Genomic DNA, 25,224 nt, shown 5'->3' with positions numbered 1-25,224 from the left:
GGCATGGACTCCATCTCTGCCCTGCTCGCCTTCGTCCGCACTGCGGAGGCAGGCAGCATCGTCGGTGCCGCCCGCGTTCTCGGCCTGTCCGCGTCGGCGGTGGGCAAGCGCATCGCCCGCCTCGAGCAGGACCTGGGTACGCGCCTGTTCCATCGCACCACCCGCCGCGTACACCTCACCGATGAGGGCGATCTGCTCCTGCAACGCTGCCGGCGTGCCCTGGACGAGCTTTCCGAAGCGCAGGCGGACCTGGCGCAGCGACAGCACGCGCCCAGTGGGCTGCTGCGCATCGGACTGCCGACCATCGGCTATCGCTTCCTGCTGCCGGTGCTGCCTGGTTTTCAGCAGCGTTATCCGCAGGTGCAGCTGGAACTGGATTTCAATGACCGCATTGTCGATGTGGTCAGCGAAGGCCTCGACGCGGTGATACGCAGCGGTGAGCTGGCCGACTCCAGCCTGACCGCACGGCGGCTGGGCGGGTTTCGTTTCATGCTCTGTGCGGCCCCCGGCTATCTGCACGCGCACGGCACGCCCAGTAATGTGAGCGACCTGCGCATGCATACCGCGCTGCGCTTCCGCTACCCTACCACCGGGAAGCTGCATCCGTGGCAGCTGCCGGGCGTTGAAGGCGATGCCGGAGCGGGCCTGCCGACGGCGATGACCTGCAACAACATGGAAGCGCTGCTGGCCGCCGCCATCGGGCGCATGGGCCTGGCCTGGATGCCGGACTTCCTTGCCGCTGACGCGCTGGCCGACGGCCGACTGCAACGGGTGCTGCCTGCGCTACCCACGCACCAGGGGCAGTTCTCGCTGCTATGGCCGGGTGGGCGCCACCCCAGCGCGCGCCTGCGGGTATTCATCGACTACGCCGTGGCGCATCTGTTTCAGGGCGAACACGCATAGGCGGCCGGAAGGATCAGCTCGCGTTCGCGGCGTCCAGGAAATTGCACAGCACCGGCGAAGGTTGCTCCGGGCGCACGCACAGCTGCAGGGCGAAGCGCGCTGCATCGCCGGCCACCGTCCGGTAGACGATCTCCTCCGGGCGGAAACTGCTCATGCTGGCCGGCACGATGGCCACGCCCGCATCCACTGCCACCAGCGACAGCACTGCATGCATGCCCTGCGCCTCCTGCACCACGCGCGGAGTGAATCCGGCCGCGGTGCACAGGCCCAGCACCTGTGCGTGGAAGCCGATGCCCTCGCCCGCTGGCCACGACACGAAGGGTTCATCGGCCAGCATCGCCACGCTCACTTCGGGCAACGCGGCCAGCGCATGCGCTCGCGGCAGCGCAATCGCCAGATGGTCGTGATCGAAGTCGTGCAACTGTAGTTCGGCGGCAGGAATCGGTGGAATCAACACGCCGACATCGATGCGCTGCTCACGCAGCCACAGCTGCTGCTGGCGTGAGGTCGCCTCCTGCAGATGCAGCCGCACCTGCGGATACTGCTGGCGGAAGCGGCGGATCAAACCAGGAAGCCGACCGTACAGGGCGCTGCCGACATAGCCCACCTGCAGGCTGCCACTCTGCCCTGCGGCGGCTTCACGGGTGCGCTGCAGCGCCTGTTCGGCCTGCTGCAGCGTCGCACGCGCTTCCACCAGCAAGGTCTGCCCGGCGACGGTCAGGCCCAGGGTACGGTTGCCACGCACGATCAGCTCACTGCCCAGTTCGTCTTCCAGCCGCCGTATTGCCGCCGTCAGCGGTGGCTGCGACATGTGCAGCCGGGCGGCGGCGCGGTGGAAGTGCAGTTCTTCGGCCACGGCCACGAACTGGCGGAGCAGGCGCAGGTCGATCATCTCGATGCAGGTGGTGGGAACCCGGCTAGGGTACGCCCTCAGCTGCGCGCATCCACACTGGCGCGGGCGATGGCCGGCCACTGCAGGGCCACCGACTCGATGCTGTCTGCGCTGACCGCACGCAGATCACGCGGATATGCGACATGTTCCGCTTCCTGCAGCCGCAGCGCATGGAACTGGCCGTTGCTTGCACGCAGCACCCACCCGCCGTCCTGGCAGCGCGTCGATGCCAGAAAGGCCACGCCCTGCGCGACTGCCTCCGGATGCAGTTCGTCCGGCTCGCCGTCGATGCCCCACATCCGCGTCTTGGCCACTGGCGAAACCGCATTGACCACGATGCCGTGCCCGGCACCTTCCAGTGCCAGCACATTGACCAGGCCGAGCGCGGCCAGCTTGCCCATCGCATAGGCGGAAAGACCGCGCTGTGCGTACTGCGGATACAGCGCGCGATCGGAGGTGGTGATGACGATGCGGCCACCACCCGCCGCGCGCATTGCCGGCCACGCTGCCTGTGCCAGCCACAGGGGTGTCTTCGCGGCCAGGCACAGCATCCGCTCCAGCGCATCGTCTTCGATGGCTTCCAACGCCTGGTACTCCACCCAGCCAGCGTTGTGGATCAGGAAATCGATGCGGCCATGCTGCTGCAGCAGATCCTGCACCAGCGCGTGGCAACCGGCACGATGATCGATGGGATCACTGACAGCCTGCACCGCCAGCCCTCGCGCCTGCAGCGCTTCGGCACTGTGCTGGATGCGCAGCGGATCGGTGCCACGCCCATCGGTGCCGGCACCGACGTCGTGCATCACCACGTGCGCACCACGCTCGGCCAGCAGGCGACTGTAGGCCAGGCCCAGTCCACCGGCGGCACCGGTCACCAGCCCCACCTGGCCTTCAAAGGAAATCCGGGAAACAGGTTGCATGCGCACAGCTTCAACCACGGGCGGGGGCACCGGCCAATACCGTTGACCACAGCCCACGATACGCCCGCGCTATCACCAGAAAAGGGGACGGAGGGGATTAAGTCGCTTTCCGCGCACAAGGGGCAATAGCGACTTAATCCCCTCCGTCCCCTTTTTCTAGCGGCTGAAGCGGCGCGCGCCGGCCACGCAGACCACCGCGCCCAGCGTCACCAGCACCATGCCGGCGCTGACCGCTTCGTGCAGCAGCAGCGCCGCCAGGGCCAGTCCGAAGAACGGTTGCAGCAGCTGCAGCTGGCCGACCGCCGCGATACCGCCCTGGGCCAGCCCGCGGTACCAGAACAGGAAGCCGACCAGCATGCTGAACACCGCCACGTAGCCCAGTGCCCACCACGCAGGCGCGCCCACCGCGGCGAACGACGCCGGGCGCATCACCACGCTCAGCGGCAGCATCACCGGCAACGCCAGCAGCAGTGCCCAGCTGATCACCTGCCAGCCGCCGAGATGGCGGGCCAGCCGGCCGCCTTCGGCATAGCCAAGCCCGCAGGCAAGGATCGCGGCCAGCATCAGCAGGTCGCCCTGCAGCGAGGCCTCGATGCCATTGCGCATTGCGTAGCCGACCACGCAGGCGCTGCCCAGCAGCGAGAACAGCCAGAACGCCGGGCGCGGCCGCTCGCCACCGCGCAACACCCCGAAAAGTGCGGTGCTCAGTGGCAGCAGGCCGACGAACACAATGGTGTGCGCCGATGACGCATGGCGCAGCGCCAACGCGGTCAGCAGCGGAAAACCGACCACCACGCCGAGGCTGACTACCACCAGCCCCGGCAGGTCACTGCGCCGCGGCCAGGGCTGGCGCAACAGCAGCAACAGGCCAAGGCCAAGCACTGCGGCGATGGTGGCGCGTGCGGCGGTGACGAATCCGGCGTCCAGTTCAAGCACCGCCAGGCGGGTGGCCGGTAACGAGCCGGCGAAGATCACCACACCGATGAAGCCATTGATCCAACCGCTCGCTGACCGTTCCACGCCTGTATTCCTGTCATGCCGGGCATCGCCCGGCGGAACCTGCATGGGAACATCCATCGCCGGGTGCGCCCCAGCTACAATCCAGTACAGTCGCAAGTAACTGTACTGCCCACACTTCCACTACAGTCCCGCCATGTCGCGTCCGCTCACCCGCATCGAATCAGTCATCCAGACCGTCCGCACCCGCATCAGCGCGCGCGTGGATGGCCCCGGTTCCCGCCTGCCGTCGGTGCGCGCGCAGGCGGCGGCTATGGGCGTATCGGTTTCCACCGTGGTCGAGGCCTACGAGCGCCTGGCGGCGGAAGGCGTGATCAGCGCGCGCGCGGGTTCGGGCTTCTACGTCAGTGGCCCGGCCGCACCGCTGGCGCTGGCCGCGATGGAGCCGCGGCTGGATCGCGTGGTGGACCCGCTGTGGGTATCGAGGCAATCGCTGGAAACGCCCGCGGGCCACCTCAAGCCGGGCTGCGGCTGGATGCCCAGCGACTGGCTGTACCAGGACGGCATGCGCCGTGGCCTGCGCCGGCTGGCACGTGTCGATGCATCGCAGCTGGTCGACTACGCCGGCCCGCTCGGTCTGCCCGCATTGCGCCAGTTGCTGCAGCGGCGTGCTGCTGCACTGGGCATCGACGCGCCGATGGAACAGATCCTGCTGACCGAATCGGGCACGCACGCGGTCGACCTGATCTGCCGCTTCCTGCTCAAGCCCGGCGACTGCGTGCTGGTGGATGACCCCAGCTACTTCAACTACCACGCGCTGCTGAAGGCACATCAGGTGCAGGCCGTAGGTGTGCCGTACACCCACACCGGGCCGGACCTTGATGCGTTTGCGCAAGCGCTGCAGGCACATTCGCCGCGGCTGTACATCACCAATTCGGGCCTGCACAACCCGACCGGCGCCGTGCTTTCCGCCAGCACCGCTCACCGCCTGCTGGGCCTGGCCGAGCACAGCGAACTGGTCATCGTCGAGGACGACATCTTCGCCGACTTCGAGCTGCATCCCGCCCCCCGGCTTGCCGCGCTGGATGGTCTGTCGCGGGTGATCCACGTCGGCAGTTTTTCCAAGACGCTGTCGGCGGCCTCACGCTGCGGCTATATCGCGGCGCGCCACGACTGGATCGACGCGCTGACCGACCTGAAGCTGGCAACCAGCTTCGGCGGCGGCCATCTGGCGATGCAGCTGATGCACATCGCGCTGACCGACAGTGGTTATCGTCGCCACATGCAGTCGGTGCGTTCGCGCCTGGCCGATGCACGCCGGCATACGCTGCGGAAACTGCACGCGCTGGGCATCACCCCGTGGCTGCTGCCCGAAGCCGGCCTGTTCCTGTGGTGCCAGCTGCCCGATGGCCGCGACGCCGCGGCCCTGGCGCGGCACTGCCTGCGCGAGGGAATCGTACTGGCACCGGGCAACGCCTTCAGCCAGTCGCAGCGCGCGGCCGACTACCTGCGCTTCAATGTCTCGCAATGCCAGGACCCGCGGATCTGGCAGGTGTTGGCGCAGGCCTTGCGCTGAACGCGATGCCGGTGCCCTGCGGCCCCGGCACTTGCGTGCCACGGTACAGTGGTAAGTCCCCGTTGCAGGAATGCCCGCATGTCCTCGTTTTCCGATCCGCAGGCCGTGGCCCGCTATGCCGAAGGCCCGTTGCGCCAGGTGCCGGGCTATCTCGCCCTGCAGCAGATGAGTCGCCTGCTGCTGGCCGAACGGGTCCCCGAGCAGGGGCGCGTGCTGGTGCTGGGCGCCGGTGGCGGCCTGGAGCTGAAAGCCTTTGCCGAGGCACAACCGGGCTGGCAGCTGCTGGGCGTGGACCCGGCCGCACCGATGCTGGCGCTGGCCGAGCAGACGCTGGGCCCGTTGAACGCACGCGTTGAACTGCTGGAAGGCTACATCGACGATGCTCCGGACGTGCGGTTCGACGGCGCCAGCTGCCTGCTGACCCTGCACTTCCTCGACGCCACGCAACGCCTGCATACGCTGCGCGAACTACACAAGCGACTGCGCACGGGTGCCCCTCTGGTGGTCGCTCACCACAGCGTGCCGCAGGATCCGGACGGCAAGCTGCGCTGGTTGCAGCGCTATGCGGCGTTCGCAGAAGCCTCTGGCGTTGCGCGCTTGGATGCACAGCGCGCGATCGAAGCCATTGCCGAGCGGCTGCCGTTGCTGTCGCCCGAACAGGAGGTCGCGCTGCTGCAGGAGGCCGGCTTCGACGACGTGGAACTGTTCTACGCCGGCTTCACTTTCAAGGGCTGGGTGGCCTACGCCGGTTGATGCCTACGGCACCACGGTGATGCCAATGCGTTGCATCAACAGCGCCACCTGCTGCACATCCAGCGTGGCGCCACGCAGGTTGGTGCTGCGCAGGTCCAGCTCACCCAGCTCCGAGTTGGTCAGGTCGCAGTCGGTGAAGTTGGCGCTGTTCCAGTCGATGCCTTCGAACTGGCCACCGGACAGGTCCGAGCCGGCGAAACTGGCACCGCTCACGTTGGCGCCGTCCCAGCGGTTCTCCCACAGCTCGCACTTTTCCAGCGTCACCCGCGAGAAATTGGCGTAGCGCAGGTTCGACTTCTTGATGAAGGCACTGCAGAACCCGCTGCGGGTGGTGATCTGGTTCATGAAGCTGGCATTGCTGAAATCCGCGCCCTGCGCGCGGCATTCGCTGATCTCCAGGCCCAGTGCCTTGATGAAGTTGAAGTGGCACATGCTGATGTCGCAGCCACGGAAGCTGGCCTCCTTCAGCGTGGCACCGTTGAAGCGGCAGCCGGCGCGGCTGTCGGCGTCGTAGAAGCTGCAGTTGATGAACTCGGTGGCGGTCAGGTCGGCGCCGGAAAAATCGCACTCATGGAACTGCTGGTCGACCACCTTCTGGCCGGTGTACTGGTCCGCGCCTATGCGCAGCTTGCGGTGAACGGTGGGGGACATCAGGGATTCCATGCCAGGGAGCGCGGCCATGATGCCGGGCAGGCGCCGTATTCCCAACCCCGCCAGCGCCGCGGAACGCAATGCCTGATATTGCACGCTCATGCACAGTCGTGCATGATTCTCAGCATGAGCTCCGATCCCAGCCCCCTCCCCGCCCAGCGCCCCCAGCAGATCCTCGAGGAACTGCGCCAGCAGGGTCGCGTGGTCGCCGCCGAGCTGGCGCGCCGCTATGCCGTCTCCGAAGATTCGATCCGCCGTGACCTGCGCGAACTGGCCGCGCAAGGGCTATGCCAGCGCGTCTACGGGGGCGCCGTGCTGCCGCCGCCGCAGGAACGCCCACTGCGCGAACGACTGACCCGCGACCGCGGCGACAAGGCCGAACTGGCCGCCCGTGTCTGCGCACTGCTGCAACCCGGCCAGGTGGTACTGCTCGACGCCGGGTCGACCAACCTGGCGATCGCCCAGCAGCTGCCGGCCGCTCTCGGCTTGACGGTGATCACCAACGCGCCGCAGATCGCCACCGCCGCCAGCGTGCATGAAGGCACCGCCGTGCAGCTGATCGGCGGCCGCCTGGCCAGCGGTGGCGGCGCGGTCGGTGCCGAAGCGCTGGCCCAGGTGCAGCGCCTGCGGGCCGATGTGTACCTGCCGGGCCCGTGTGCGGTGGACGGTGACACCGGCGTGTGGGCGATGGATTCGGAAGAAGCCACGCTGAAACGCGCGATGGTGGCGTGCAGCAGCCGCGTCATCGTCGCTGCCACCACTGAAAAGCTCGGCGCGCGCGGCAACTGGCAGATCGCCAGCCTCGACGAGATCGACGATCTGGTGCTGACCACGTCGGCGCCTCCCGCACTGGCCGCCCGCTTCCGTGCCGCCGGCATCACAGTGCATCCCACCCTGCCCTGACCGAACCTCCCATGCCTATTGCCAACCGCGCGCGTGCCGAACAGCACGCGACCCGCGCTGCATTCTTCATTCCCGGCTTCGCCACCGCGTTGTGGGCCACGCTGGTGCCCTTCGCCAAGTCACGCACGGACATCAACGATGCCACGCTGGGCCTGGTGCTGCTCTGCCTCGGTGCCGGTTCGCTGCTGGCGATGCCGCTGTCCGGCGTGCTGGCCGCACGCCTGGGCTGCCGTCGGGTGATGGTGGCCAGCACGTTGCTGATCTGCCTCAGCGTGCCAGGGCTGGTGCTGGCCGACACCGCCTGGCTGCTGGGGCTGGTGCTGTTCGTGTTCGGTGCCGCGGTGGGGGCGATGGACTGCACGATGAACGTGCAGGCGGTGATCGTCGAGCGCGAAGCCCGGCGCGTGATGATGTCCGGTTTCCATGCCTTCTTCAGCATCGGCGGGTTCCTTGGTGCGGCCACGATGACCCTGCTGCTCTCGGCACAGCTGCCACCGTTGGCGTCGGTGCTGATCGGCGTAGGCGCCATGCTGCTGGTGATGCTGTTGTCGGCGACGTACTGGCACCGCGAGCGCATGCCGCATGACACGCCGATGCTGGCGATGCCGCACGGCGTGGTGCTGTTCATCGGCGTTCTGGCGTTCATCGCCTTCCTCGGCGAAGGCGCGATGCTGGACTGGAGTGCGGTGTTTCTCAGCGATGTGCGCCGCGTCGATGCCAGCCTTGCCGGCATCGGCTATGTGACCTTCACCCTGACCATGACCGTCGCGCGCCTGTTCGGCGATGTGCTGGTGGCACGCGTCGGTCGCCAGCGCGCGATCGTGTTCGGCGCCCTGCTCGCCGCCAGCGGCGTGCTGGTGCTGACCCTGGTTACACCCTGGCAGGCGTCCCTGCTCGGCTACGTGCTGGTGGGCCTGGGCTGCGCCAACATCGCGCCGGCACTGTTCTCGCTGGCCGGCCACCAGACCCGTATGCCGGGTGCACTGGCGATTACGGCGGTGTCTACGCTTGGCTTTGCCGGCATCCTCGCCGGCCCGGCGCTGATCGGCTTCGCCGCCAATCACTTCGGCCTGGTCGCCGCGTTCATCGGCGTGGCGACGGCCCTGTTGCTGGTGGCGGTGTCCACGCGCTGGCTGCGGGTGTGACCCGACGCATCAGCGCCGCAGACGCCGCAACTTCATCCGCAACCGCCGATAGCCGATTACCGTGGCAGTCGTGCACAACGCAGCACCCGCCACGCTCAGCAGCAACAACACACCCAGTCGCGCGATGTCCTGCCGCAGCATCGCCGGCAGGTCCCAACTGTGCAGGAAGTAGAACAGCCAGCGCCCCAGCCGCTCGCGGTGCCCCATCGTCAACAGCGGGTCGCCGGTGCCCAGGTCGAGGTAGACACGCGTCGCTTCGGCATCATCGAAATCCGCAACCGCCACCGGGAAGCGGCGCACGGCCGCACCGTTCATGGCCTCAGGCGCGCGCGGATAGAAATAGGCATCAGGCGACTGCAGGACGCGGAAGTCCTGCAGCGGCGCATCCGACATCAGGCCTGCCTGCTGCTGCAGGCGCGCAACAGGCAACTGGCGCGCGACCTGTAGCCGCCCGTCCACATTGGACACGATGCGGCTATCGCCCTGCCCGTCCAGCAACACCGCGAACAGTTCGCCGCCGATGCGACGCCACTGGATTTCCACCGGCCGGAAACGCGCGTCGCCGGCCACCGCCAGCAACGCCGACGGTTCGGCCAGCGTCCCATCCACCGCCACCCTGTCACCGCGATAGCGAGTGGCATCGATCGCATCGCGGGTACTGCTGAACACGCCCAGCGGATTCATCGACATCAAGCCGCTGAAGATCCAGGTGAACACGAAGGCAGCAGCGACCAGCCCGATCAGGTGGTGCCAGCGCATCCAGGGTTCGACATACGGCGTCTTCGCGCCGGAGCGGTAGCGCCCGCGGAAACGCCAGCGCCACAGGCCGACCACGATGCCGCTGACCGCCGCCACGGTGCACAGCGCGGACAGCACGATCACCCCCCACGTCCATACCGGATCCACCGATTGCATGCGCAGGAAATACAGCCAGTGCAACCACGCGCCCACATAGTTCCAGCGCTGCTGCACATGCGGCGCATCCAGCACCACCTCGCCGGTATGCGAGGACACGTACACATCGCCTGGTTGCGCGCCGCCCACCTCAACCCGGTACAGCGGCCGATGCGCATCCAGCGCGCGCGAGTGCGTCCAGCGATCTTCATCCACACGCATTGCGCCGACAAACGCCTGCCCGCCGGCAAACTGCGCTGCCGACGCTTCAGCTTGCTGTGCCGACACCGGCAGCAGCGCCTGGCCTGTCCGCGCCGACCACGCACCGACGTTGCTGCCGCTGCGCACCACATAGGTGGGTTCGCCACGCAGCGTGGTCAGCGCCACGGCTTCCGGCTCGGCCTGTACAGCGTATGGCAGCGCCGACAGCCCTCGCCAATCGACGGCATCACCCAGCACCGGCAACGCCGCCAGGCGCTCGCCGGGTGTCAGCTTTGGATAGCCGATGAACAGCATCACCATGCCGCTGACGAACCACAGCAACATCAACAGGCATCCGCCGATGCCCAGCCAGCGATGCACCAGGTAGGTACAGCGCTTGGCGGTGGAACGCAGCGACATGGCCCTTGCCCTCAGAAGCGATGATCGACAGTGAATTCGACGCGCCGGTCCGCACCCAACAACCACTGTGTACTGGTGTAGTACGCGGTGGCGTAGTACGCCTTGTCGAACACATTGAACACGCGTGCAGTCACCCGCGTCCGCGGGGCGGCCTGCCAGGACAACGCCAGGTCGGTGGTGCTGTAGCCCGGCAGCTCCAGCGTGTTGGCGTTGTCGGCGTAGCGCTTGCCGACGTAGCGCGCGCCGCCGGCCAGGGTCCAGTCGGGCAGGAACTGCCAGCTCAACCACACGTTGGCCAGGCGTTCGGCCACATTCGGCGGCACATTGCCGTCGCGCGAGACCAGCACCGGCGGCGTCCCCGTGGTTTCCAGGAAGTCCTCGAACTCGGCCTTCAGCAGCGTCGCGTTGGCATCGAGCGACCAGTGCGGCGCGAAGTTCCAGTTCAACGAAGCCTCGATGCCACGCGAGGTCTGCGCGCCCACCTGCACCCGTCGGTCGGGCTGTAGCGGGTCGCGGCTGAGCAGACCGGTCTTGCGGATGCGGTACGCGGCCAGCGTCCACTCGCCGCCGTCGAAGGCCTGCTTCATGCCCACCTCGAACTGCCGGCCCTTGGCCAGATCGAACGCCCCGTTGGCCGGGCTGATCATCAACAGGCCGCTGACCGGGTCGGCTGCCTGCGAATACTGCGCGTACAGGCTCAGCGTCGGGCGCAGCGCAAACACCGTGCCCGCGCGCCACCCGGTGCTGCTGTAGGTCTTGGAGAACGCACGCTGGCCGCTTATCAGATCGGTACGATCAATGTCGGCACGATCGTGGCGCAGGCCCCCCAGCACCGACCAGCGCTCACCCAGTGCCAGCCGGTCTTCCACGAACAGCGCGTACTGCTCGGCGCGGTTGCGGTAGCGCGGCAGGTTCGGCGCATCGCTGACGAACGTGCCTGGCACCGGATGGAACGGATCGACCGGGCCCGAACTGCCGGCATAGGTGTTGTTGGTGTGCTTGAAGTGCGCACGGTTGGCATCCAGCCCCACCGCGAAGCTGTTCACCAGGCCGCCCACCTCCCCCTGCACGCGCAGCGTCGAGGTCAACCCGGTCTGGTCCTGGTTATGGGTGATCCGAGTATTGCCGGAGCGATCAACCAGGCCGGTGCGTGGGTTGTACACATAGGCCTCGGCGTTGCGCCAGTCGCGCTGGCTGTCGATCTGGTAGACGCGGGTGCGCCATTCCACGTTCGCGGTGGGCGTCCACAGCGCGTCGAGCTGGGTCCAGCGATCACGGAAGCGGATCTGGCTGTCTTCCACGTTGAAGTTGCGGTGGCGCAGCGCGTCCAGCTGGCGACCGTCGACCAGGGGCGTGCCGAAGTAGCGCATCGGGCGCTGCTGGCCCTGCGCATGGGTGAGGGTCAGCTGCAGGTCATCGCGTGGCTGCCACAGCAGCGCACCGGAGAAGGTGGCGTCGCTGTTGCGCCCGCGATCGACCCACCCGGCGCTGTAGTTGCCACTCACGTCCAGCCGGTATGCCAGCGCGGGGGTCAGCGCGCCGCCACTGCCGAAACCGAGGCGTGCGGTGTCCTCGCTGCCGACGGTCACGCTGACTTCGTTCTCGATGGCTCCGCGCGAGGGCTTCTTCGGCACGATGTTGATGACACCGCCGATCGCACCGTCACCATGGATCACCGAAGCTGGCCCACGCAGCACTTCGATGCGCTCGATCGACCAGGTATCGAACGGGAAAGTGATGCCCACGCCGCCGTACTGGCGCAGCCCGTCATACAACCGCATCACCGACGCCCCATCGGTGAAGCCGCGGCTGGACAGCGCGCTCAGCCCGTTGCCGGGGTGCGGCATGGCGCTGATCGCACCTGCGCGGCTGATCGCATCGTTGAGGTTGGTATCGCCGCGCTGCTCCAGCTGGTCGCGGCTGATGACGGTGAGCGCGGCCGGCGTCTGCAGCACGCTCAGGCCCAGCGCGGAGCCCGCGCTGGCGGTGGAGGACAGCTCGCCGCTGCGGGTATCCACCACGCGCACGGTATCCAGCGTGGTGGGAGGCGCCGCATCGGCGGCAAGGGCAGGCGCCGCCTGCAGAAGCCAGGCACACAGCGCGGGCAGCAGCGCCCGGCGCAGGCACGCGGAGTTGGGGTTGGTTTTCATTGGGTCACGGCATGCAAGGCCACCCCGCACTGCAGGGCAGCAATCAGAAAGGGACAGGCACGCGCGTGCGGGCACCGGCCGTGGCCGGCAACCTCATGGCAGGAAGATCACTGCAGCGCGCGTGCGGCTCAGGCGGTCCTGAGGACCGGTGGCCCACGCGCTCCCAGGGTGCCGCTGATCCGCCGCGGCAGGGCCTGCACCGCACCGCGCAATGCGCGGCAGACCGGCGTCATCGGCGCCAACAGCAGCAGCGCTGCCACCAGAAGGGTGATCATCCGCGCGGCGATCAGGCAGTAATCGCAGTCCACGCCCATCTCATGATCGGCATGGGGGTCGGCAGCAGGCTTCGGTGCCGATTCGCCGTGCTGCATCGCCATCGCATGATGGTCGTGGTGGCCGTCCATCACATGCGGTGCGTGCAGGCTGTGGTCGATTGCCGCCACCGGTGCGCTCGCCGCAACGTGGCCGTGCGCCAGCCAGCGGCTCACCAGCGGGGCGAGCAGCACCAGCAGCATGGCAAGCCATGCCAGAGCCTGGAACCGGCGATGGAGAACAGAACCGCGCACGCTGCCATTCTACGGGGGCGCGGCCAACCTTGGACCACGTTCAGGGTTGCTGCACAGGCGGTGCGACGTTATGACGCAGCCCCCGTCGCGCAGCGCACTGCGTCCTGCAGTGGGGACGGAAGGCGACCACACCGGCCCCTTCCGTCCCCACGCGGCAACGCTAGAACCGGGCGGGCTGCCGCACCGCGCGTTCCAGGAACATGACGCCCACCTGCAGGCTGTGGCGGGCGTTCTCCAACCAGCGCTCCGGATCGGCGACCGCGAATCGCTCCTGGGCATCCATGTCGCCCGAATCGGCCAGGTCAGCCAATTGCAGATGGATGTGGTGCTCCACCAGGCTCACCAGCACGGCGAGCTCGGCCGACACTCCGGCGATGCGTTCGGTGAATCCAGCGTCGTTGCTGTTCAGAGACATGTCCCCTGTTCCTATGCGTTGCGGTGTTGATGGATGGCTTCGTAGCGCTCGGCACAGGCAGGCCCACAGAACAGCCTGGCCGGATCGTTGTCGAAGTCTTCGCTGCAGTCCGGGTTGTGGCATTCCCCAATGGGTGTGAGAGGGGCAACAGCGCGGGCCCGCATTGCGTGCTGGGCCAATGCCTGTTGCAGATGGCGCGCTTCCAGTTCCTGCGCTTCGTCGATGGTGTCCGTCATGCCGGCTGTATTTTATCGGGGGGTGGTCGCACCGATTGAGAACGCCACAACGGCGCTGGACGAGACACGTCCGTGATCGGATCGGCGTTCGTTGTTGCAGTGGATTTCAGGCATGCAGGCTCCTTGTGCATGGGCGCCCGGAGGGGCGGAAGGCGGGTCGGAAGGCCGTCTCTGACGGCGACGGCATCATCGGAAAAACGGTTCTCGCCAACTGCGACACGCCACCGCAAAAGCGACAATCTGCGAAGGTCATCGCAGATCCCCCGAGCACCCAAGTGCATCGGCAGGGTCGGGGATACAAGGTGTCGCAAGGTGTTGCAAAAGAGAGGTCGTTCCGACACCATGGCCGCATCACCGCTTCCCCTCTGCGGCTGACCCTGCCGCGTCGGCCGGTCGCCACGTGCACTGCGCCCGGCATGAATCACGCTGCGCATCGACAGGCTGCGGTGAACCGGACCACGCTTCAAGGGGCTTCGCCGAATGCACACATCGCACCCAGCGCAGGACGTCGTTCCTGCGTTCCTGCAGGTCATGCACGCACACGGCATCGTGCCGGACGCCCGCGGCCGCGAGTCACTCAATGCCGACGGCATGCTGGTGCGCTTCCATGTGCAGGGTGACCGCCCCGGCACTCGCAATGGGTGGGCTGTACTGTTCGGTGACCAGGTGCCGGCCGGCGAGTTCGGCAGCTGGCGTACCGGCACCCGTCATGCCTGGTGCGCGAAGTCACCCGGCACGCTCAGCGCCGCCGAACAGCGCGCCATCCGCCACCGCCAGGAGGCGGCCCGTGCCGAACGCGAGCAGCAGCAGCGCGAACGCGAGGAGGCCGCCGCCAAGGCCGCCAACGTCCTGTGGAACCGCGCGGTACCGGCGGACGGCAGCCATCCCTATCTGGTGCGCAAGGGCATCCCTGCGCATGGCCTGCGGGTGGCGCCGTGGCCGGTACGCAACAGCGACGGCCTGGTCTTCCGCCACGTCGACAACGCGCTGCTGGTGCCGGTGATGAACGCAGCCGGTCGGATCGTCTCGCTGCAGGCGATCTTTCCGCGCCTGGAGCCGGCACTGGGCCGCGACAAGGACTTCCTGTCCGGTGGCCGCAAACAGGGGTGTTTCCATGTCATCGGCAAGCCGCTCGCTGCACAGCCGATCGCCATCGCCGAGGGCTATGCCACCGCCGCCTCCATCCATCAGGCCACCGGTTGGTGCGTGGTGGTCGCCTGGGATGCCGGCAACCTCGCCGCAGTCGCCCGCGCCTGGCGCAGCGCCGTGCCCGACGGTGTGTTCGTGCTCTGCGCGGACAACGATCAATGGACCCGGCAGCCCGTGGACAATCCCGGCGTCACCCAGGCAACGCGCGCCGCTGCGGAGATCGATGCACGCGTGGCATGGCCCGAGTTCTCCGCAGTGCACGGTGACAGTGACCGCCCTACCGACTTCAACGACCTGCACCTGCGCGAGGGGCTGGAGGCAGTCCGCGCGCAGCTCCTGCCGCCACCAGCCGCCGTGGCGGAACATGACATGGCCGGCGACGTCCCACCTTCGGCAGCCAGCGCGAGCTATCAGGTGCCCGGCAACCTGTCCGCGTTCGATGCCTTCACGCCCTTTCCCGATACCAGCGCGCGCGGCCGCCCATTGCCCACCGCACGCAATCTGGCCGAACTGTGCCGGCGCACCGGCGTGACCGTGCGCTACAACGTCATCCGCAAGGACCTGGAGATCCTGGTGCCGGGCCTGCAGAGCACGGTGGACAATGCCAAGGAAGTGGCTGCCGGTGAAGTGATGGACTGCATGCACCGCGCTGGCATGACCACCGCCAGCTTCGAAACCAACCTGTGCCAGGTGGCCGAAGCCAACCCCTACAATCCGGTCGCCAGCTGGATCACCTCACGCCCATGGGACGGCCAGTCCCGTCTGCAGGCCTTCTTCGATACGGTGCAGGAAGCGCAGCCCACGCGCATGGCCGACGGGCGCGTCCTGAAGGAAGTACTGATGCGACGCTGGCTGGTCTCCGGCGTGGCGGCGGCCTTTGAGCCCGATGGCGTGGTGGCGCGGGGTGTGCTGACGTTCGTCTCGAAACAGAATCTGGGCAAGACACGCTGGGCCCGGCAACTGGCACCGGCTGAGCTGCAGCTGATCGCCGACGGCGTGGTGCTCGATCCGGCCAACAAGGACAGCATCAAGCAGGTCATCTCCAAGTGGATCGTCGAACTGGGTGAAGTGGATGCCACCTTCCGCCGCACCGATATCGCCGCGCTGAAATCGTTCATCTCGCGCAGCCATGATGAGATCCGCCGTCCATACGCGCGCAACGAATCGCGCTATGCGCGCCGCACCATCCTGTTTGCCAGTGTCAATGACGAGCGCTTCCTGCGCGACGCGACCGGCAACACGCGCTGGTGGACCGTGCATGCCGTGGCACTGGGCGAACCGGCGCGCATCGACATGCAGCAGGTGTGGGCCGAGGCCCATGCGCTGTACTGCCAGGGCGAAACCTGGCACCTGTCCGCCGAGGAACTGGATGCACTGAATACCACCAACAGCGAGCACGAACCGATCTCGCCGATCGCCGAACTGATCGACCGCCGCTTCGACTGGTCGCTGCCTACCGAGCACTGGAACGCGCACTACCGCGCCACCGAGATCGTCATTGCCGCGGGCATCGACAAGCCGAACCGTCGCGACGTCAACGAGGCGGCCGCCTATGTGGTCAAGCGCCATGGCGTACGTACGCGCGTGGTGGGCAAGGAGCGGGCCAAGGTCTGGCTGATGCCGCCGCGCAGGCTCACCCTCGGCGAGCAGGCGGCAGGTCCGTTCTGATGCCGGGCGCCCCCTGCGGTGTCAATTGAAGGGGCGCTCCGCCCAACGGCCGCACTAGTCATGATACAAGTAGATGAAAGGTGTTGACTAGAAGAGCTCACGAAGGCAAGATGCCTGTATCGGCCACGCCACCTTCCAGGAGCGCTTGCGTCATGCCCCGTCCCCAATTTCATGCCTTCGAAGGCGAGCAGCTGACCGTGCGGCAGATCCATCAGCGGGTACCGGTGCTGTCCGAACGGACCATCCGCGATCACCTTGCCGCTGGCCGTCGTACCCGCACCGCCATGCTGTGCTTTGACCCTGCCGCGGCTGCCGCCCGCGGGGGCCGCATCACCCAGCGCCTGCTGCGCGCGCGCGGTGCTGGCGGTCGCGATTCCTGACCCGTCGCCGGCTGCCACCTTCTTCCAGGAGTAGATTCCGCATGATTCCCGCCTCCCTCGACAGTGGCCATCGCATGATCGCCGACACCCTGGTCGCATTCCGTGCCGGCCCCGCCCTGCGGCGCACTGCGCTGCGGCCTGCCCCGCAGGCGGCGGGTCCGCTCTACATCGGCATCGCCGGCGCCAAGCATGCGGGCAAGGACACCCTGGCCAATGGACTGGCCTCGGCACTGGCGCTGCCCTGCGACAGCTTTGCGGCACCGCTGCGGGCGCTGGCTGAGCTCATCCCTCAGCAGCTGATGCAGAGCGCCGGAACCGGATCGGGGCGTGATTGCATCCTCCCCGAACTGCGGGTGCGCGCGTTGTTCGCACGCCTGCCTGCAGGCGGACTGGTACCGGATGTGCGCTTGGCCAATGAAGCCCGCGCGATTCGCCGCCGTGGCGGTGTCGTGATCCGCGTCAGGCGCCCGGGCCATGCCGACGAACAGCCCTTGCCGGACGATCTGGTCGACATCGAGGTGAACAACGACGGCGCGCCGGCCGATCTGGTGCGCAGGACGCTGGACCAGCTGCTGTCGCGCGGCGTGATCTGAGCACGGCGCGGGGCCGTGTGATCTCTCTTCCCACTCATCCGAGCGCAGGTCGCGACCCATCATCGGCGAAAATGATGTAAGGTCGCCCCATCACCGACGACACCTGTCGTCACCCTGCATCCCCCAATCATTTTCGCAGAGAGGAAACGCCATGGAGGTCGAACAGTTCACGTCGACGCGCCTGAAGGCCATCGAATTGTTCAAGTCCCAGCCCAAGGGTGGCAAGGACGTCGTGAGCCTGGACGCGATCTTCATCTCGCTGTGCTCGCTGGCCCGGGCCGGCGATGGCAGCTCGACGCAGGCCCGTACCGTGGCCCGCCCCGGCAGGCAGCAGCCGCCCGCACCGTGGTTCACCGAAACCCTGGCCGCCCTGAAGGGCAAGGGTGAGTCGATCACGGTGGCGCGCTTCCTGATGTTCGCCAACCGCTTTCCGGTCAAGCGCATGGACCAGGTCAATGCGGCGCGCTGGCTGCGCGACGCCGGCTACATCCCACGCAAGACCGGCGGCAACCTGGTGTTCGACCTTTGACCCAGCCCCACCTGCAGCCCTGAAGCCCCGGCATCGTCCGGGGCTTTTTTGTTTCCGGGCCTGCGCCCGGACGTGAGGGCGGGCAACAAGGCCATCCTCACCCCATACCTGCCGGATTCCCCTTGACCTGCCTCTGTTTCCACACGGTGAGGACAGCGAGTACAGGAATACGGAAAACAGCCGCGGCAACGACAACCCGGCAAGAGCCGCCGCAGGCATCCGCAGCGCCGTCCTCATCGGTACTCAGGCTCACTGAATGCCTTCAGCGCGCAATTTCCAAAGTAGATGAAAGGTGTTGACCAGAAGAACGGGAGGGCAACAGTGGAGATCAATGCCACTGACGACACTCCTCATGAACGCCCTGCCCGACAGCATCCAGACCCTCGCCGAGGTCATCGGCGAATCCGCAGCCCTCACGCTGGTGCGCGCATGGCCGCCGACCACCTCCAGCACCACCGGCCGCCACCGCGTCATCGTCTACGTGCCGTCCACCCTGCCCGACCAGCACCGGCTGATCGACATCCTCGGCTACGACGTCGCCCAGCAGCTGGTCGCGCACTTCGGTGGCGAGCTGCTGTTCCTGGCCTCCTGCTTCGCTGCCGACGCACAGCAGCGCCGCGAACGCATCGCACGTGCCGTTGCCAGCGGCATGCCCCGCGACCACGTGGCGCGTGAGTTCGGCGTCTCGCAGACCACCATCAAGCGCGCCCTGCGCGATGCCCGCTGCGCGCCACCGCCTGCGGTCCATCCGGCCCTGCTCAAGGGATACGCACGCGCATGAACGAGAGCGACCTGCTGGCCGGCGTACCTGACTGGGCCAAATACCTGGGCGGTACCTCCGGCGTACTGATCGCGGTGTCGCTGTGGCTGCGCCAATGGCTGTCGTCGGCCAAGGTCGACCGCACCGCCGATGAAGCCACCAGCAACACCCTGCGCACCCTGCAGGAGCAACTTGCCGCCGAGCGCACCCGCGCCGATGGCCTGATGCACGAACGCGAGGCGATGGCGCAGGAGATCGGGCAACTGCGTGGCGAGGTCAACGCCCTGCGTGCACAGATCGCCCAGCAGAGCGTGCAGATAGACGCGCTGCTGGCACTGGTGCGCAAGCAGCCGGAAGCGGCCGCATGACCGCCGCCGCAGCCAGCGCCCTCGGTGGTGCCAACGTGGCCGCGTTCCTCGACATGCTGGCCGTGTCCGAGGGTACCGACATTCCCAGCCAGCGCTCACGTGACCGCGGCTACGACGTGATCGTCGGTGGCCAGCTGTTCGAAACCTACCGCGACCATCCCCGCGTCCTGGTGTCACTGCCACGCTACGGCATCAAATCCAGCGCTGCCGGCCGCTACCAGTTCCTGCGCAGTACCTGGGACGACCTGCGCGCACGCCTGGGCCTGCCCGACTTCGGCCCGGTCTCGCAGGATCGCGCCGCGGTCGCCCTGCTCAAGCAATGCGGTGCCTACGAGCTGGTCCGGCTGGGACGTTTCGACGCCGCCGTCGGCGCGGCACGGCGCATCTGGGCATCGCTGCCCGGCGCCGGTTACGGGCAGAAGGAACACGCGCTGGAGACGCTGCGTGCGGCTTATCGTGCCGCAGGAGGAGCCCTGGCATGACCCCGCTCGCGCTGAGGCTGCGCGTCGGCCTGCTGCTGCTCGTCGGCAGTCATGCCGGTTTCGCCTGGCTGGGGTGGACCCTGCGGGACCGCAGCGCGGACCTGGCCGCTGCCAGCGCGCAGGCCGCACAGCAGGCATCCCGCGCTGATACGGCGCAGGCCGCACATCAGCAGGACCTCGCCAACGCCCGTGCCAGCGCCCGGGCCGAATCGCAGCGCCTGGCCACGCAGGCCGAGCGCACCCAGCAGTTCAACGCCCTGCAACGGGACATCGACACCCATGCCAAGACTCCTGGCCGCGATCGCGGCAATGCTGATGCTGAGTTCGTGCGCATCTGGCGCCAAGCCAATGCCGGCGGCGCACTGCCGCATTGACCTCGCCATCGCCCCTGCGCAACTGCGTGTCGCGCCCGCGCTGCCCGACCTCGATGGCGCTGATGACGAAGCACTGCTGCGCAATCACGTCGAGGTCGCACGTCGGTACCACGAACTCGCCGACCAGTTGCGGGCGCTGTTGTGCAGCCTTGGCAACCAGACCGGTTTCACCATCAACGGTGCGTTGCCGGTCGCGCCTGCCAGCTGCGGCACTGCAGCCGGCGCCAGCAAGACCCTGCCCTGACCCCGCCGCTCGCGGCCACGCCTGCAATGCCGCCCACCTCCGGTGATGGCAACACTGGCTGCAGACCGCATGGGCCGCACCGACCCTGCCCTCCTTCCATTCACTGCATGAGCTGACATGGCGACCGATTCCCCTCCTCCGACGCTCGACGCGCTGCACAGCGCCATCGAAACCGCGATACGCACGCACTTCCCGGGCCTTGCCACCGTCGCGTTCTATCGGGAATCCAGCACGGACAACATGCCCATGCCGGCCTGCCTGTTGGCCATGACCCGTTGTGATCGCAACAAGGAAGACAGCGACGGCAGCGGCCTGCTGCACGCCCTGCTGCGCTTCGAGGCACGCATTGTCGTAGCGGCCAATGCCGATGCAGCGCTGCAGGTACGCAATGCCGCCGTCGCCCTGGCAACCTGGCTGCACCAGCTCGGCCGATTCCCCGGGGCCGCCAGCGGCGCCATCGATGTGATCGCCGCGTTGCCCGAAGACGTTGCGACGGCACAGCCTGGTCTCCGAAGCTGGGTGGTCGAGTGGTCGCTGCCGATCGCCCTGGGCAGCAACGCGTGGGAGGACACCGGCGGCGTGGTGCCGCAGGCCTTCTACAGCTTCGCACCCGAGATCGGCCGCGCCCATGAGCCGCGCTACCAGCCACTGCCGGAGCACGCGCCATGAGCGCCGAGCACGCACGGCTGATCGGCAACCTGTTGATGATCGGCGTCGTGCGCGAGCTCGACGAAGCCGCAGCGCGCGTACGTGTCGATGCCGACGGCATGCTCACCGACTGGATTCCCTGGCTGGAGCGACGTGCCGGGCCGGGCGTACGCAGCTGGTGCGCACCCGAACCGGGCGAACAGGTGGTGCTGGCCTGTCCCTATGGCGATCCGGGCCAGGCGCTGGTGCTGGGCAGCCTGTACCAGGACCGCTTCGCCGCACCGGCTGACTCGCGCCGGCGGCAGCGTACCCAATACGCCGACGGCAGCATCGTCGAGTACGACCAGGAAACCACCACGCTGAGCGTCAACGTCGGCAGCGGCAAGGTCATCGTGAACTGTGCAAGCGCGCAGGTGATCGCCAGCGAATCGGTGCTGCTCGACACACCGTCGATCAAGGCCACGGGCGACCTGGACGTGACCGGTGCGATCACCGCCGGCAAGGACATCAGCACCCCCGGCGAGATCAAGGCCGGCGCCATCGGCCTGAAGGCGCACAAGCACACCGCGCAGGGCCCCACCGCACCGACCACGCCGGCCCAGGCCTGACCGGCCACGCCTGCAATGCCCTGAAAACCTGCACTCCACGACGATAGAGACCATGCGAGGAATCGACGCCAACACCGGCAAATCCCTGGATGGGCTGGCCCATCTGCACCAATCCGTGCGTGACATTCTCACCACGCCCCTTGGCTCCCGCGTACTGCGCCGCGAATACGGCTCACGCGTGTTCGAACTGATCGATGCGCCCACCAATCGCTCGCTGCGCATGGACCTGATTGCCGCCACCGTCGACGCCCTGGCGCGATGGGAACCGCGGCTCCACGTCGAGAACATCGACGTCTCCCTCCCCGCCCCCGGCGTGATGATCCTGGCAGTGACCGGCATCCATCTTCCCGACGGGCAGGCCATCACCATCGAAGGAATCGAGGTTCGCTAACCGTGGCATCCGGCTCGTTCACCAGTGTCAATCTGTCCCAGCTGCCTGCCCCGGCGGTCATCGAAGTGCTCGATTTCGAAGCCATGTTCGATGAATCGCTGACCGCGCTGCAGGCCCTGGATCCCACCTTCGACGCGCTGCTGCCGTCGGACCCTGCTTTCAAGATCCTCGAGGTCTGCACCTACCTGCGCCTGCTCGACCGCCAACGCGTCAACGACGCCGCGCGCGGCGTGATGCTGGCCTATGCCGGCGGCAGCGACCTGGACCATCTCGCTGCGATCTTCGGCATCGCGCGCCAGGTGCTGGACCCGGGCAAACCGCAGGAGGGCATCGCGCCACGCTACGAGAGCGATGATGATTTCCGCCGCCGTATCCAGCTGGGCCCGGAAGGCTTCAGCGTGGCGGGGCCGGAGGGTGCCTATGTATTCCATGCACTCAGCGCCGACCCGCGGGTACTCGATGCGAGTGCGACCAGCCCCACGCCCGGCGAGGTCGTGGTCTCGGTACTGTCGCGCGAGGCCGATGGCACCGCCACCCAGGGCCTGCTCGACATCGTCGAGGCCAAGCTGGGTGCGGATGACGTGCGGCCGCTGACCGATCACGTGCTGGTGAAGCCGGCCACGATCGTCAACTACGCGGTCGAGGCTGCGCTGTTCACCTTCGCCGGCCCGGACTCGCAGGTGGTGCTGGCCGAGGCGCGCAGCCGCCTCGATCGCTACATCAGCGAATCGCATCGCCTCGGCCGTGACGTCACCCGTTCGGGCCTGTTCGCGGCACTGCACGCCGAGGGCGTACAGCGTGTGGAGATCATCCGCCCGGCTGCCGACGTGGTGGTGGATCGCACCCAGGCCACGCATTGCACCGGCGTGACCCTGACCCATGGCGGCACCGATGAATGAGCCCAGCACGCGCCTGATCAACGCGCGCCTGCGCGGCGCGATCGATGGCCGCAACCGCACCTTCCGCCACCCCGGTGGCGCGCTGGCGACGCTGCAGGCGGTGTACCGCACGAACGCGCAAGGACGCCAGCCACTGCAGGGCGGCGTCATCGAGGGCAGCGTGGTGACCCTGGCTGCTGCACCGGTGCCCGGCGAGATCATCGACGGCGACGCCCAGGTGGTGGTGCCGTCGGCGGCGAACCTGCTGCCCGCCAATGCCACCCGTGCCGAGCGCGCGCTTGCCCGCGCCAGCGTGGCGCGCCCGCTGCCGGTGGACATCACTGCACTGTGGGACGCCGACCGCTGCCCGACCGCACTGCTGCCCTGGCTGGCCTGGGCGCTGTCGGTGGATGAGTGGAAGGCGTATTGGCCCGAAGCGGTGAAGCGCGCCCGGGTGCGCACGGCCATCGCCATCCAGCGCCGCAAGGGCACCGCCGGCAGTGTGCGCGACGTGGTCGCTGCATTCGGTGGCTCGGTGCTGATCCGCGAATGGTGGCAGCTGCAGCCCAAGGGACCGCCGCACACCTTCGAAGCGGTGATGACCATCGCCAACCAGGGCGGCCAGGCCGCCACGGCGATGTTCGTCGAAGACGTCATCGGCGAGATCAGCCGGACCAAACCGGTGAGATCGCACTTCACCTTCACCCAGGGCATGCAGGCCGACGCCGCCGTCGGCGCCCTTGCAGCCGCCCACGCCACGGCCTTCCGCCGCCTTCAACTGATCGGAGAGTAACCCCCGCATGCGCTTGAAAATCACCGATGCCGGCTTCGCCAGGCTGGTCAATCCGCCGAACACCGGCACCAACGCCGTCCTGATCACGCAGATTGGTTTGACATCCACTGCCTTCACTCCATCGGCAGGGCTTACCGCGCTGCCAGGCGAAATCAAACGCGTCGCCAGCTTCGGCGGGCAGGCGGTGGGCGATGACACCGTGCACGTCACCATCCGCGACGACAGCGCAACGGCCTACACGCTGCGCGGGTTCGGCCTGTACCTGGCCGACGGCACGTTGTTCGCCACGTATGGCCAAGCCGATCCGATCATGGAGAAGTCGGCCGCCTCGATGCTGCTGCTGGCCACCGATACGCGCTTCGCCGAGGTGGACACCGCACTGATCCAGTTCGGTGACGCCGGCTTCATCTATCCGCCCGCAACCACCGAGGTCGTGGGCGTGGTTGAACTGGCCACGAGCACCGAAGCCGAAGATGCGACCGACACTCAGCGCGCGGTGACGCCGCGTGGCGTACGCGCCTACACCGACAAGCGCTTCGGCGCCAGCGCCCCGACCGCACTGGCGAAGACACTGCTGTCGGCTGCGACCACCACGGCAGCCCGCACCGCGCTGGAGCTGAAGAGTGCTGCACTGAAGGACACCGGGCATGGCAACGGCCTGGACGCCGACACCCTGGACGGCAAGCATGCCTCCGAGTTCGCGCTGGCCGGCGACTTCGCCACGGTCGGCCACAAGCATGTGATTGCTGACGTGACCGGGCTGCAGTCGGCACTGGATGGCAAAGCGACGAAGGCGGGCAATACCTTCACCGACCAGCAGTTCATTTCGGGCAGCTGGCCCCTGGTTGGATTCGGCAGTGCCGGGGCGGAACAGTCGTTCATCGGTGGCTGGGCGAACACGGGCCTGTGGCGCGTGTGGAGTGCCGATCGTAATGCCAGCAGCGAGATCACCATCAAGCATGGCGACTCGCCGCGCTGGAATGGCTCGGTCATATGGCACGCCGGCAACTTCGCGCCGGAATCGAAGATGGACAAGACCGGCGGGACGTTCACCGGACACGTCGGCGTGAATGGAAACTCGCTTCGTTCCTATGGCTGGAATGGTGTGGCCAACGATGGCGTACTCGTGCTGGGCGACGCCAACTCGTACATCTTCAAGAACGGTACGAACTTCACCTTTGCGAATTCTGCAGGCGGCTATACCACCACGCTCAGCGCTGGCGGCCAGATCTGGACCAGTGGAAACTTTGATCCGGCAAGCAAGATAAACAAGGCCGGCGACACTGTGTCCGGTGCACTGCGCATCAATGCCTATCTGTATGCCCAGGCCGCTGCAGGTCACAATCTGATCCGATTCATCAGCAATGGGGCGGGGAACACCGTGCTCCAATCAGTGAATCCGGCAGAAAATGCCTTTGCGCCACTGGAGCTGACCGGTTCCAGCGTATCCGTGGCCGGGCCCGCCTCCTTCAACGAAACCGTCACCGCAGCTGGCTCGGTCATCAGTGCTGGCGGCTGCGTTCGAACCAACGCTGGTACCGGTGCACTTGCCGGCTACGTCGCGTTCCATCGCACTGACGGAACACGCATGGGATACGTAGGCTGGGGTGACGGCAATCGGATTCAGTACTCAGCCGAGAATGGGTTCACCGGACACGCCTTCATCGGCGGCGTATCTGCCACGGGAGGATACGACGTGGTGGACCGGCCAGCCTTTCGTAGACATCCGGTTGCCATAATTGATGGCAATGACCGAGGTGTTTATGGGCAACAGCAA

At 67.4% G+C, this 25,224-nt stretch carries 29 protein-coding genes; 20 read left to right on the top strand and 9 right to left on the bottom strand.

The window, feature by feature from the left end; genetic code table 11:
* Positions 1-3 precede the first annotated feature (3 nt).
* Positions 4-903: a LysR substrate-binding domain-containing protein gene (locus tag O0J73_RS06820; protein WP_049457635.1), complete on the top strand. Its 900-nt coding sequence runs from the start codon at positions 4-6 to the stop codon at positions 901-903.
* A 13-nt stretch (positions 904-916) separates the two neighbouring features.
* Here the strand turns inward: O0J73_RS06820 and O0J73_RS06815 are convergent, their stop codons facing one another.
* From O0J73_RS06815 to O0J73_RS06805, 3 genes are all read right to left on the bottom strand, one after another.
* Positions 917-1,795: a LysR family transcriptional regulator gene (locus O0J73_RS06815; protein ID WP_308308302.1), complete on the bottom strand. Its 879-nt coding sequence runs from the start codon at positions 1,793-1,795 to the stop codon at positions 917-919.
* Between the two features lie 38 nt (positions 1,796-1,833).
* The gene (locus O0J73_RS06810; RefSeq protein WP_197563760.1) at positions 1,834-2,715 is read right to left on the bottom strand and encodes an SDR family oxidoreductase; all 882 of its coding nucleotides are present in this window, start codon (positions 2,713-2,715) and stop codon (positions 1,834-1,836) included.
* A gap of 156 nt (positions 2,716-2,871) precedes the next feature.
* Positions 2,872-3,735, bottom strand: coding sequence for a DMT family transporter (locus tag O0J73_RS06805; RefSeq protein ID WP_308308301.1), 864 nt, complete (start codon positions 3,733-3,735; stop codon positions 2,872-2,874).
* 133 nt (positions 3,736-3,868) lie between these two features.
* Here O0J73_RS06805 and O0J73_RS06800 point away from each other — a divergent pair, with 133 nt between their 5' ends.
* Both O0J73_RS06800 and O0J73_RS06795 read left to right on the top strand, forming a co-directional pair.
* The gene (locus tag O0J73_RS06800; RefSeq protein ID WP_197563759.1) at positions 3,869-5,248 is read left to right on the top strand and encodes a PLP-dependent aminotransferase family protein; all 1,380 of its coding nucleotides are present in this window, start codon (positions 3,869-3,871) and stop codon (positions 5,246-5,248) included.
* 78 nt (positions 5,249-5,326) lie between these two features.
* Entirely contained in the window at positions 5,327-6,001 is a 675-nt protein-coding gene (locus O0J73_RS06795; protein WP_308308300.1) for a class I SAM-dependent methyltransferase, read from the top strand.
* A gap of 3 nt (positions 6,002-6,004) precedes the next feature.
* Here O0J73_RS06795 and smqnr read toward each other — a convergent pair whose 3' ends face one another.
* Positions 6,005-6,652, bottom strand: a complete 648-nt coding sequence (gene smqnr / locus O0J73_RS06790; RefSeq protein ID WP_308308299.1) for a SmQnr family pentapeptide repeat protein — start codon at positions 6,650-6,652, stop codon at positions 6,005-6,007.
* Between the two features lie 126 nt (positions 6,653-6,778).
* On the opposite strand from smqnr, the gene O0J73_RS06785 reads away from it, so the two are divergent.
* Together O0J73_RS06785 and O0J73_RS06780 are read left to right on the top strand one after the other, a co-directional pair.
* On the top strand, positions 6,779-7,555 hold the full coding sequence (locus O0J73_RS06785) for a DeoR/GlpR family DNA-binding transcription regulator (RefSeq protein ID WP_308308298.1): 777 nt from the start codon (positions 6,779-6,781) through the stop codon (positions 7,553-7,555).
* 11 nt (positions 7,556-7,566) lie between these two features.
* Positions 7,567-8,700, top strand: a complete 1,134-nt coding sequence (locus tag O0J73_RS06780; protein ID WP_308308297.1) for an MFS transporter — start codon at positions 7,567-7,569, stop codon at positions 8,698-8,700.
* Positions 8,701-8,709: 9 nt separating this feature from the next.
* Here the strand turns inward: O0J73_RS06780 and O0J73_RS06775 are convergent, their stop codons facing one another.
* The 5 genes from O0J73_RS06775 to O0J73_RS06755 all read right to left on the bottom strand — a co-directional run bounded on the left by O0J73_RS06775 (position 8,710) and on the right by O0J73_RS06755 (position 13,582).
* Positions 8,710-10,215 carry a PepSY domain-containing protein gene (locus tag O0J73_RS06775; protein WP_308308296.1) on the bottom strand — a complete coding sequence of 502 codons (1,506 nt, stop codon included), beginning with the start codon at positions 10,213-10,215 and terminating at the stop codon, positions 8,710-8,712.
* 11 nt (positions 10,216-10,226) lie between these two features.
* Entirely contained in the window at positions 10,227-12,365 is a 2,139-nt protein-coding gene (locus O0J73_RS06770; protein ID WP_308308295.1) for a TonB-dependent receptor, read from the bottom strand.
* 128 nt (positions 12,366-12,493) lie between these two features.
* Positions 12,494-12,880 (bottom strand): DUF2946 family protein, encoded by a 387-nt coding sequence (locus tag O0J73_RS06765; RefSeq protein WP_308308294.1) that lies wholly within the window; start codon positions 12,878-12,880, stop codon positions 12,494-12,496.
* A gap of 211 nt (positions 12,881-13,091) precedes the next feature.
* The gene (locus O0J73_RS06760; protein WP_004154684.1) at positions 13,092-13,346 is read right to left on the bottom strand and encodes a hypothetical protein; all 255 of its coding nucleotides are present in this window, start codon (positions 13,344-13,346) and stop codon (positions 13,092-13,094) included.
* Positions 13,347-13,357: 11 nt separating this feature from the next.
* On the bottom strand, positions 13,358-13,582 hold the full coding sequence (locus O0J73_RS06755) for a hypothetical protein (RefSeq protein WP_004154683.1): 225 nt from the start codon (positions 13,580-13,582) through the stop codon (positions 13,358-13,360).
* A 480-nt stretch (positions 13,583-14,062) separates the two neighbouring features.
* On the opposite strand from O0J73_RS06755, the gene O0J73_RS06750 reads away from it, so the two are divergent.
* From O0J73_RS06750 to O0J73_RS06680, 15 genes are all read left to right on the top strand, one after another.
* Positions 14,063-16,399 carry a VapE domain-containing protein gene (locus tag O0J73_RS06750; RefSeq protein ID WP_197563752.1) on the top strand — a complete coding sequence of 779 codons (2,337 nt, stop codon included), beginning with the start codon at positions 14,063-14,065 and terminating at the stop codon, positions 16,397-16,399.
* 152 nt (positions 16,400-16,551) lie between these two features.
* Complete coding sequence (locus tag O0J73_RS06745; RefSeq protein ID WP_049457602.1) at positions 16,552-16,779, top strand: hypothetical protein; 228 nt, start codon at positions 16,552-16,554, stop codon at positions 16,777-16,779.
* A gap of 41 nt (positions 16,780-16,820) precedes the next feature.
* The gene (locus O0J73_RS06740; RefSeq protein WP_049457603.1) at positions 16,821-17,372 is read left to right on the top strand and encodes a hypothetical protein; all 552 of its coding nucleotides are present in this window, start codon (positions 16,821-16,823) and stop codon (positions 17,370-17,372) included.
* A 151-nt stretch (positions 17,373-17,523) separates the two neighbouring features.
* Positions 17,524-17,901 (top strand): hypothetical protein, encoded by a 378-nt coding sequence (locus O0J73_RS06735; protein ID WP_049457604.1) that lies wholly within the window; start codon positions 17,524-17,526, stop codon positions 17,899-17,901.
* Positions 17,902-18,253: 352 nt separating this feature from the next.
* Positions 18,254-18,682: a Mor transcription activator family protein gene (locus O0J73_RS06730; RefSeq protein WP_308308293.1), complete on the top strand. Its 429-nt coding sequence runs from the start codon at positions 18,254-18,256 to the stop codon at positions 18,680-18,682.
* Positions 18,679-19,029, top strand: a complete 351-nt coding sequence (locus tag O0J73_RS06725) for a hypothetical protein (RefSeq protein ID WP_004154677.1) — start codon at positions 18,679-18,681, stop codon at positions 19,027-19,029. Before O0J73_RS06730 ends, O0J73_RS06725 begins: the two co-directional genes overlap by 4 nt.
* Positions 19,026-19,511 (top strand): glycoside hydrolase family 104 protein, encoded by a 486-nt coding sequence (locus O0J73_RS06720; protein ID WP_004154676.1) that lies wholly within the window; start codon positions 19,026-19,028, stop codon positions 19,509-19,511. The genes O0J73_RS06725 and O0J73_RS06720 overlap by 4 nt, the downstream gene beginning before the upstream one ends.
* The gene (locus tag O0J73_RS06715) at positions 19,508-19,885 is read left to right on the top strand and encodes a hypothetical protein (RefSeq protein ID WP_004154675.1); all 378 of its coding nucleotides are present in this window, start codon (positions 19,508-19,510) and stop codon (positions 19,883-19,885) included. Before O0J73_RS06720 ends, O0J73_RS06715 begins: the two co-directional genes overlap by 4 nt.
* Positions 19,860-20,129: a hypothetical protein gene (locus O0J73_RS06710; protein ID WP_308308292.1), complete on the top strand. Its 270-nt coding sequence runs from the start codon at positions 19,860-19,862 to the stop codon at positions 20,127-20,129. Before O0J73_RS06715 ends, O0J73_RS06710 begins: the two co-directional genes overlap by 26 nt.
* A gap of 117 nt (positions 20,130-20,246) precedes the next feature.
* Positions 20,247-20,798, top strand: coding sequence for a hypothetical protein (locus O0J73_RS06705; protein WP_004154674.1), 552 nt, complete (start codon positions 20,247-20,249; stop codon positions 20,796-20,798).
* On the top strand, positions 20,795-21,385 hold the full coding sequence (locus O0J73_RS06700) for a phage baseplate assembly protein V (RefSeq protein ID WP_308308291.1): 591 nt from the start codon (positions 20,795-20,797) through the stop codon (positions 21,383-21,385). Before O0J73_RS06705 ends, O0J73_RS06700 begins: the two co-directional genes overlap by 4 nt.
* A 52-nt stretch (positions 21,386-21,437) precedes the next feature.
* Positions 21,438-21,776, top strand: coding sequence for a GPW/gp25 family protein (locus O0J73_RS06695; protein WP_197563744.1), 339 nt, complete (start codon positions 21,438-21,440; stop codon positions 21,774-21,776).
* Between the two features lie 2 nt (positions 21,777-21,778).
* The gene (locus O0J73_RS06690; RefSeq protein WP_004154671.1) at positions 21,779-22,675 is read left to right on the top strand and encodes a baseplate J/gp47 family protein; all 897 of its coding nucleotides are present in this window, start codon (positions 21,779-21,781) and stop codon (positions 22,673-22,675) included.
* A gap of 223 nt (positions 22,676-22,898) precedes the next feature.
* Positions 22,899-23,447, top strand: a complete 549-nt coding sequence (locus tag O0J73_RS06685; protein WP_239684256.1) for a phage tail protein I — start codon at positions 22,899-22,901, stop codon at positions 23,445-23,447.
* A 7-nt stretch (positions 23,448-23,454) separates the two neighbouring features.
* The coding region (locus tag O0J73_RS06680) for a tail fiber domain-containing protein (RefSeq protein WP_308308290.1) at positions 23,455-25,224 on the top strand (1,770 nt) is incomplete at its 3' end.

The organism is Stenotrophomonas sp. Sm6012, assembly GCF_030985895.1.
GTDB lineage: Bacteria > Pseudomonadota > Gammaproteobacteria > Xanthomonadales > Xanthomonadaceae > Stenotrophomonas > Stenotrophomonas forensis.
This window is presented reverse-complemented; position numbering and strand designations above follow the sequence as displayed.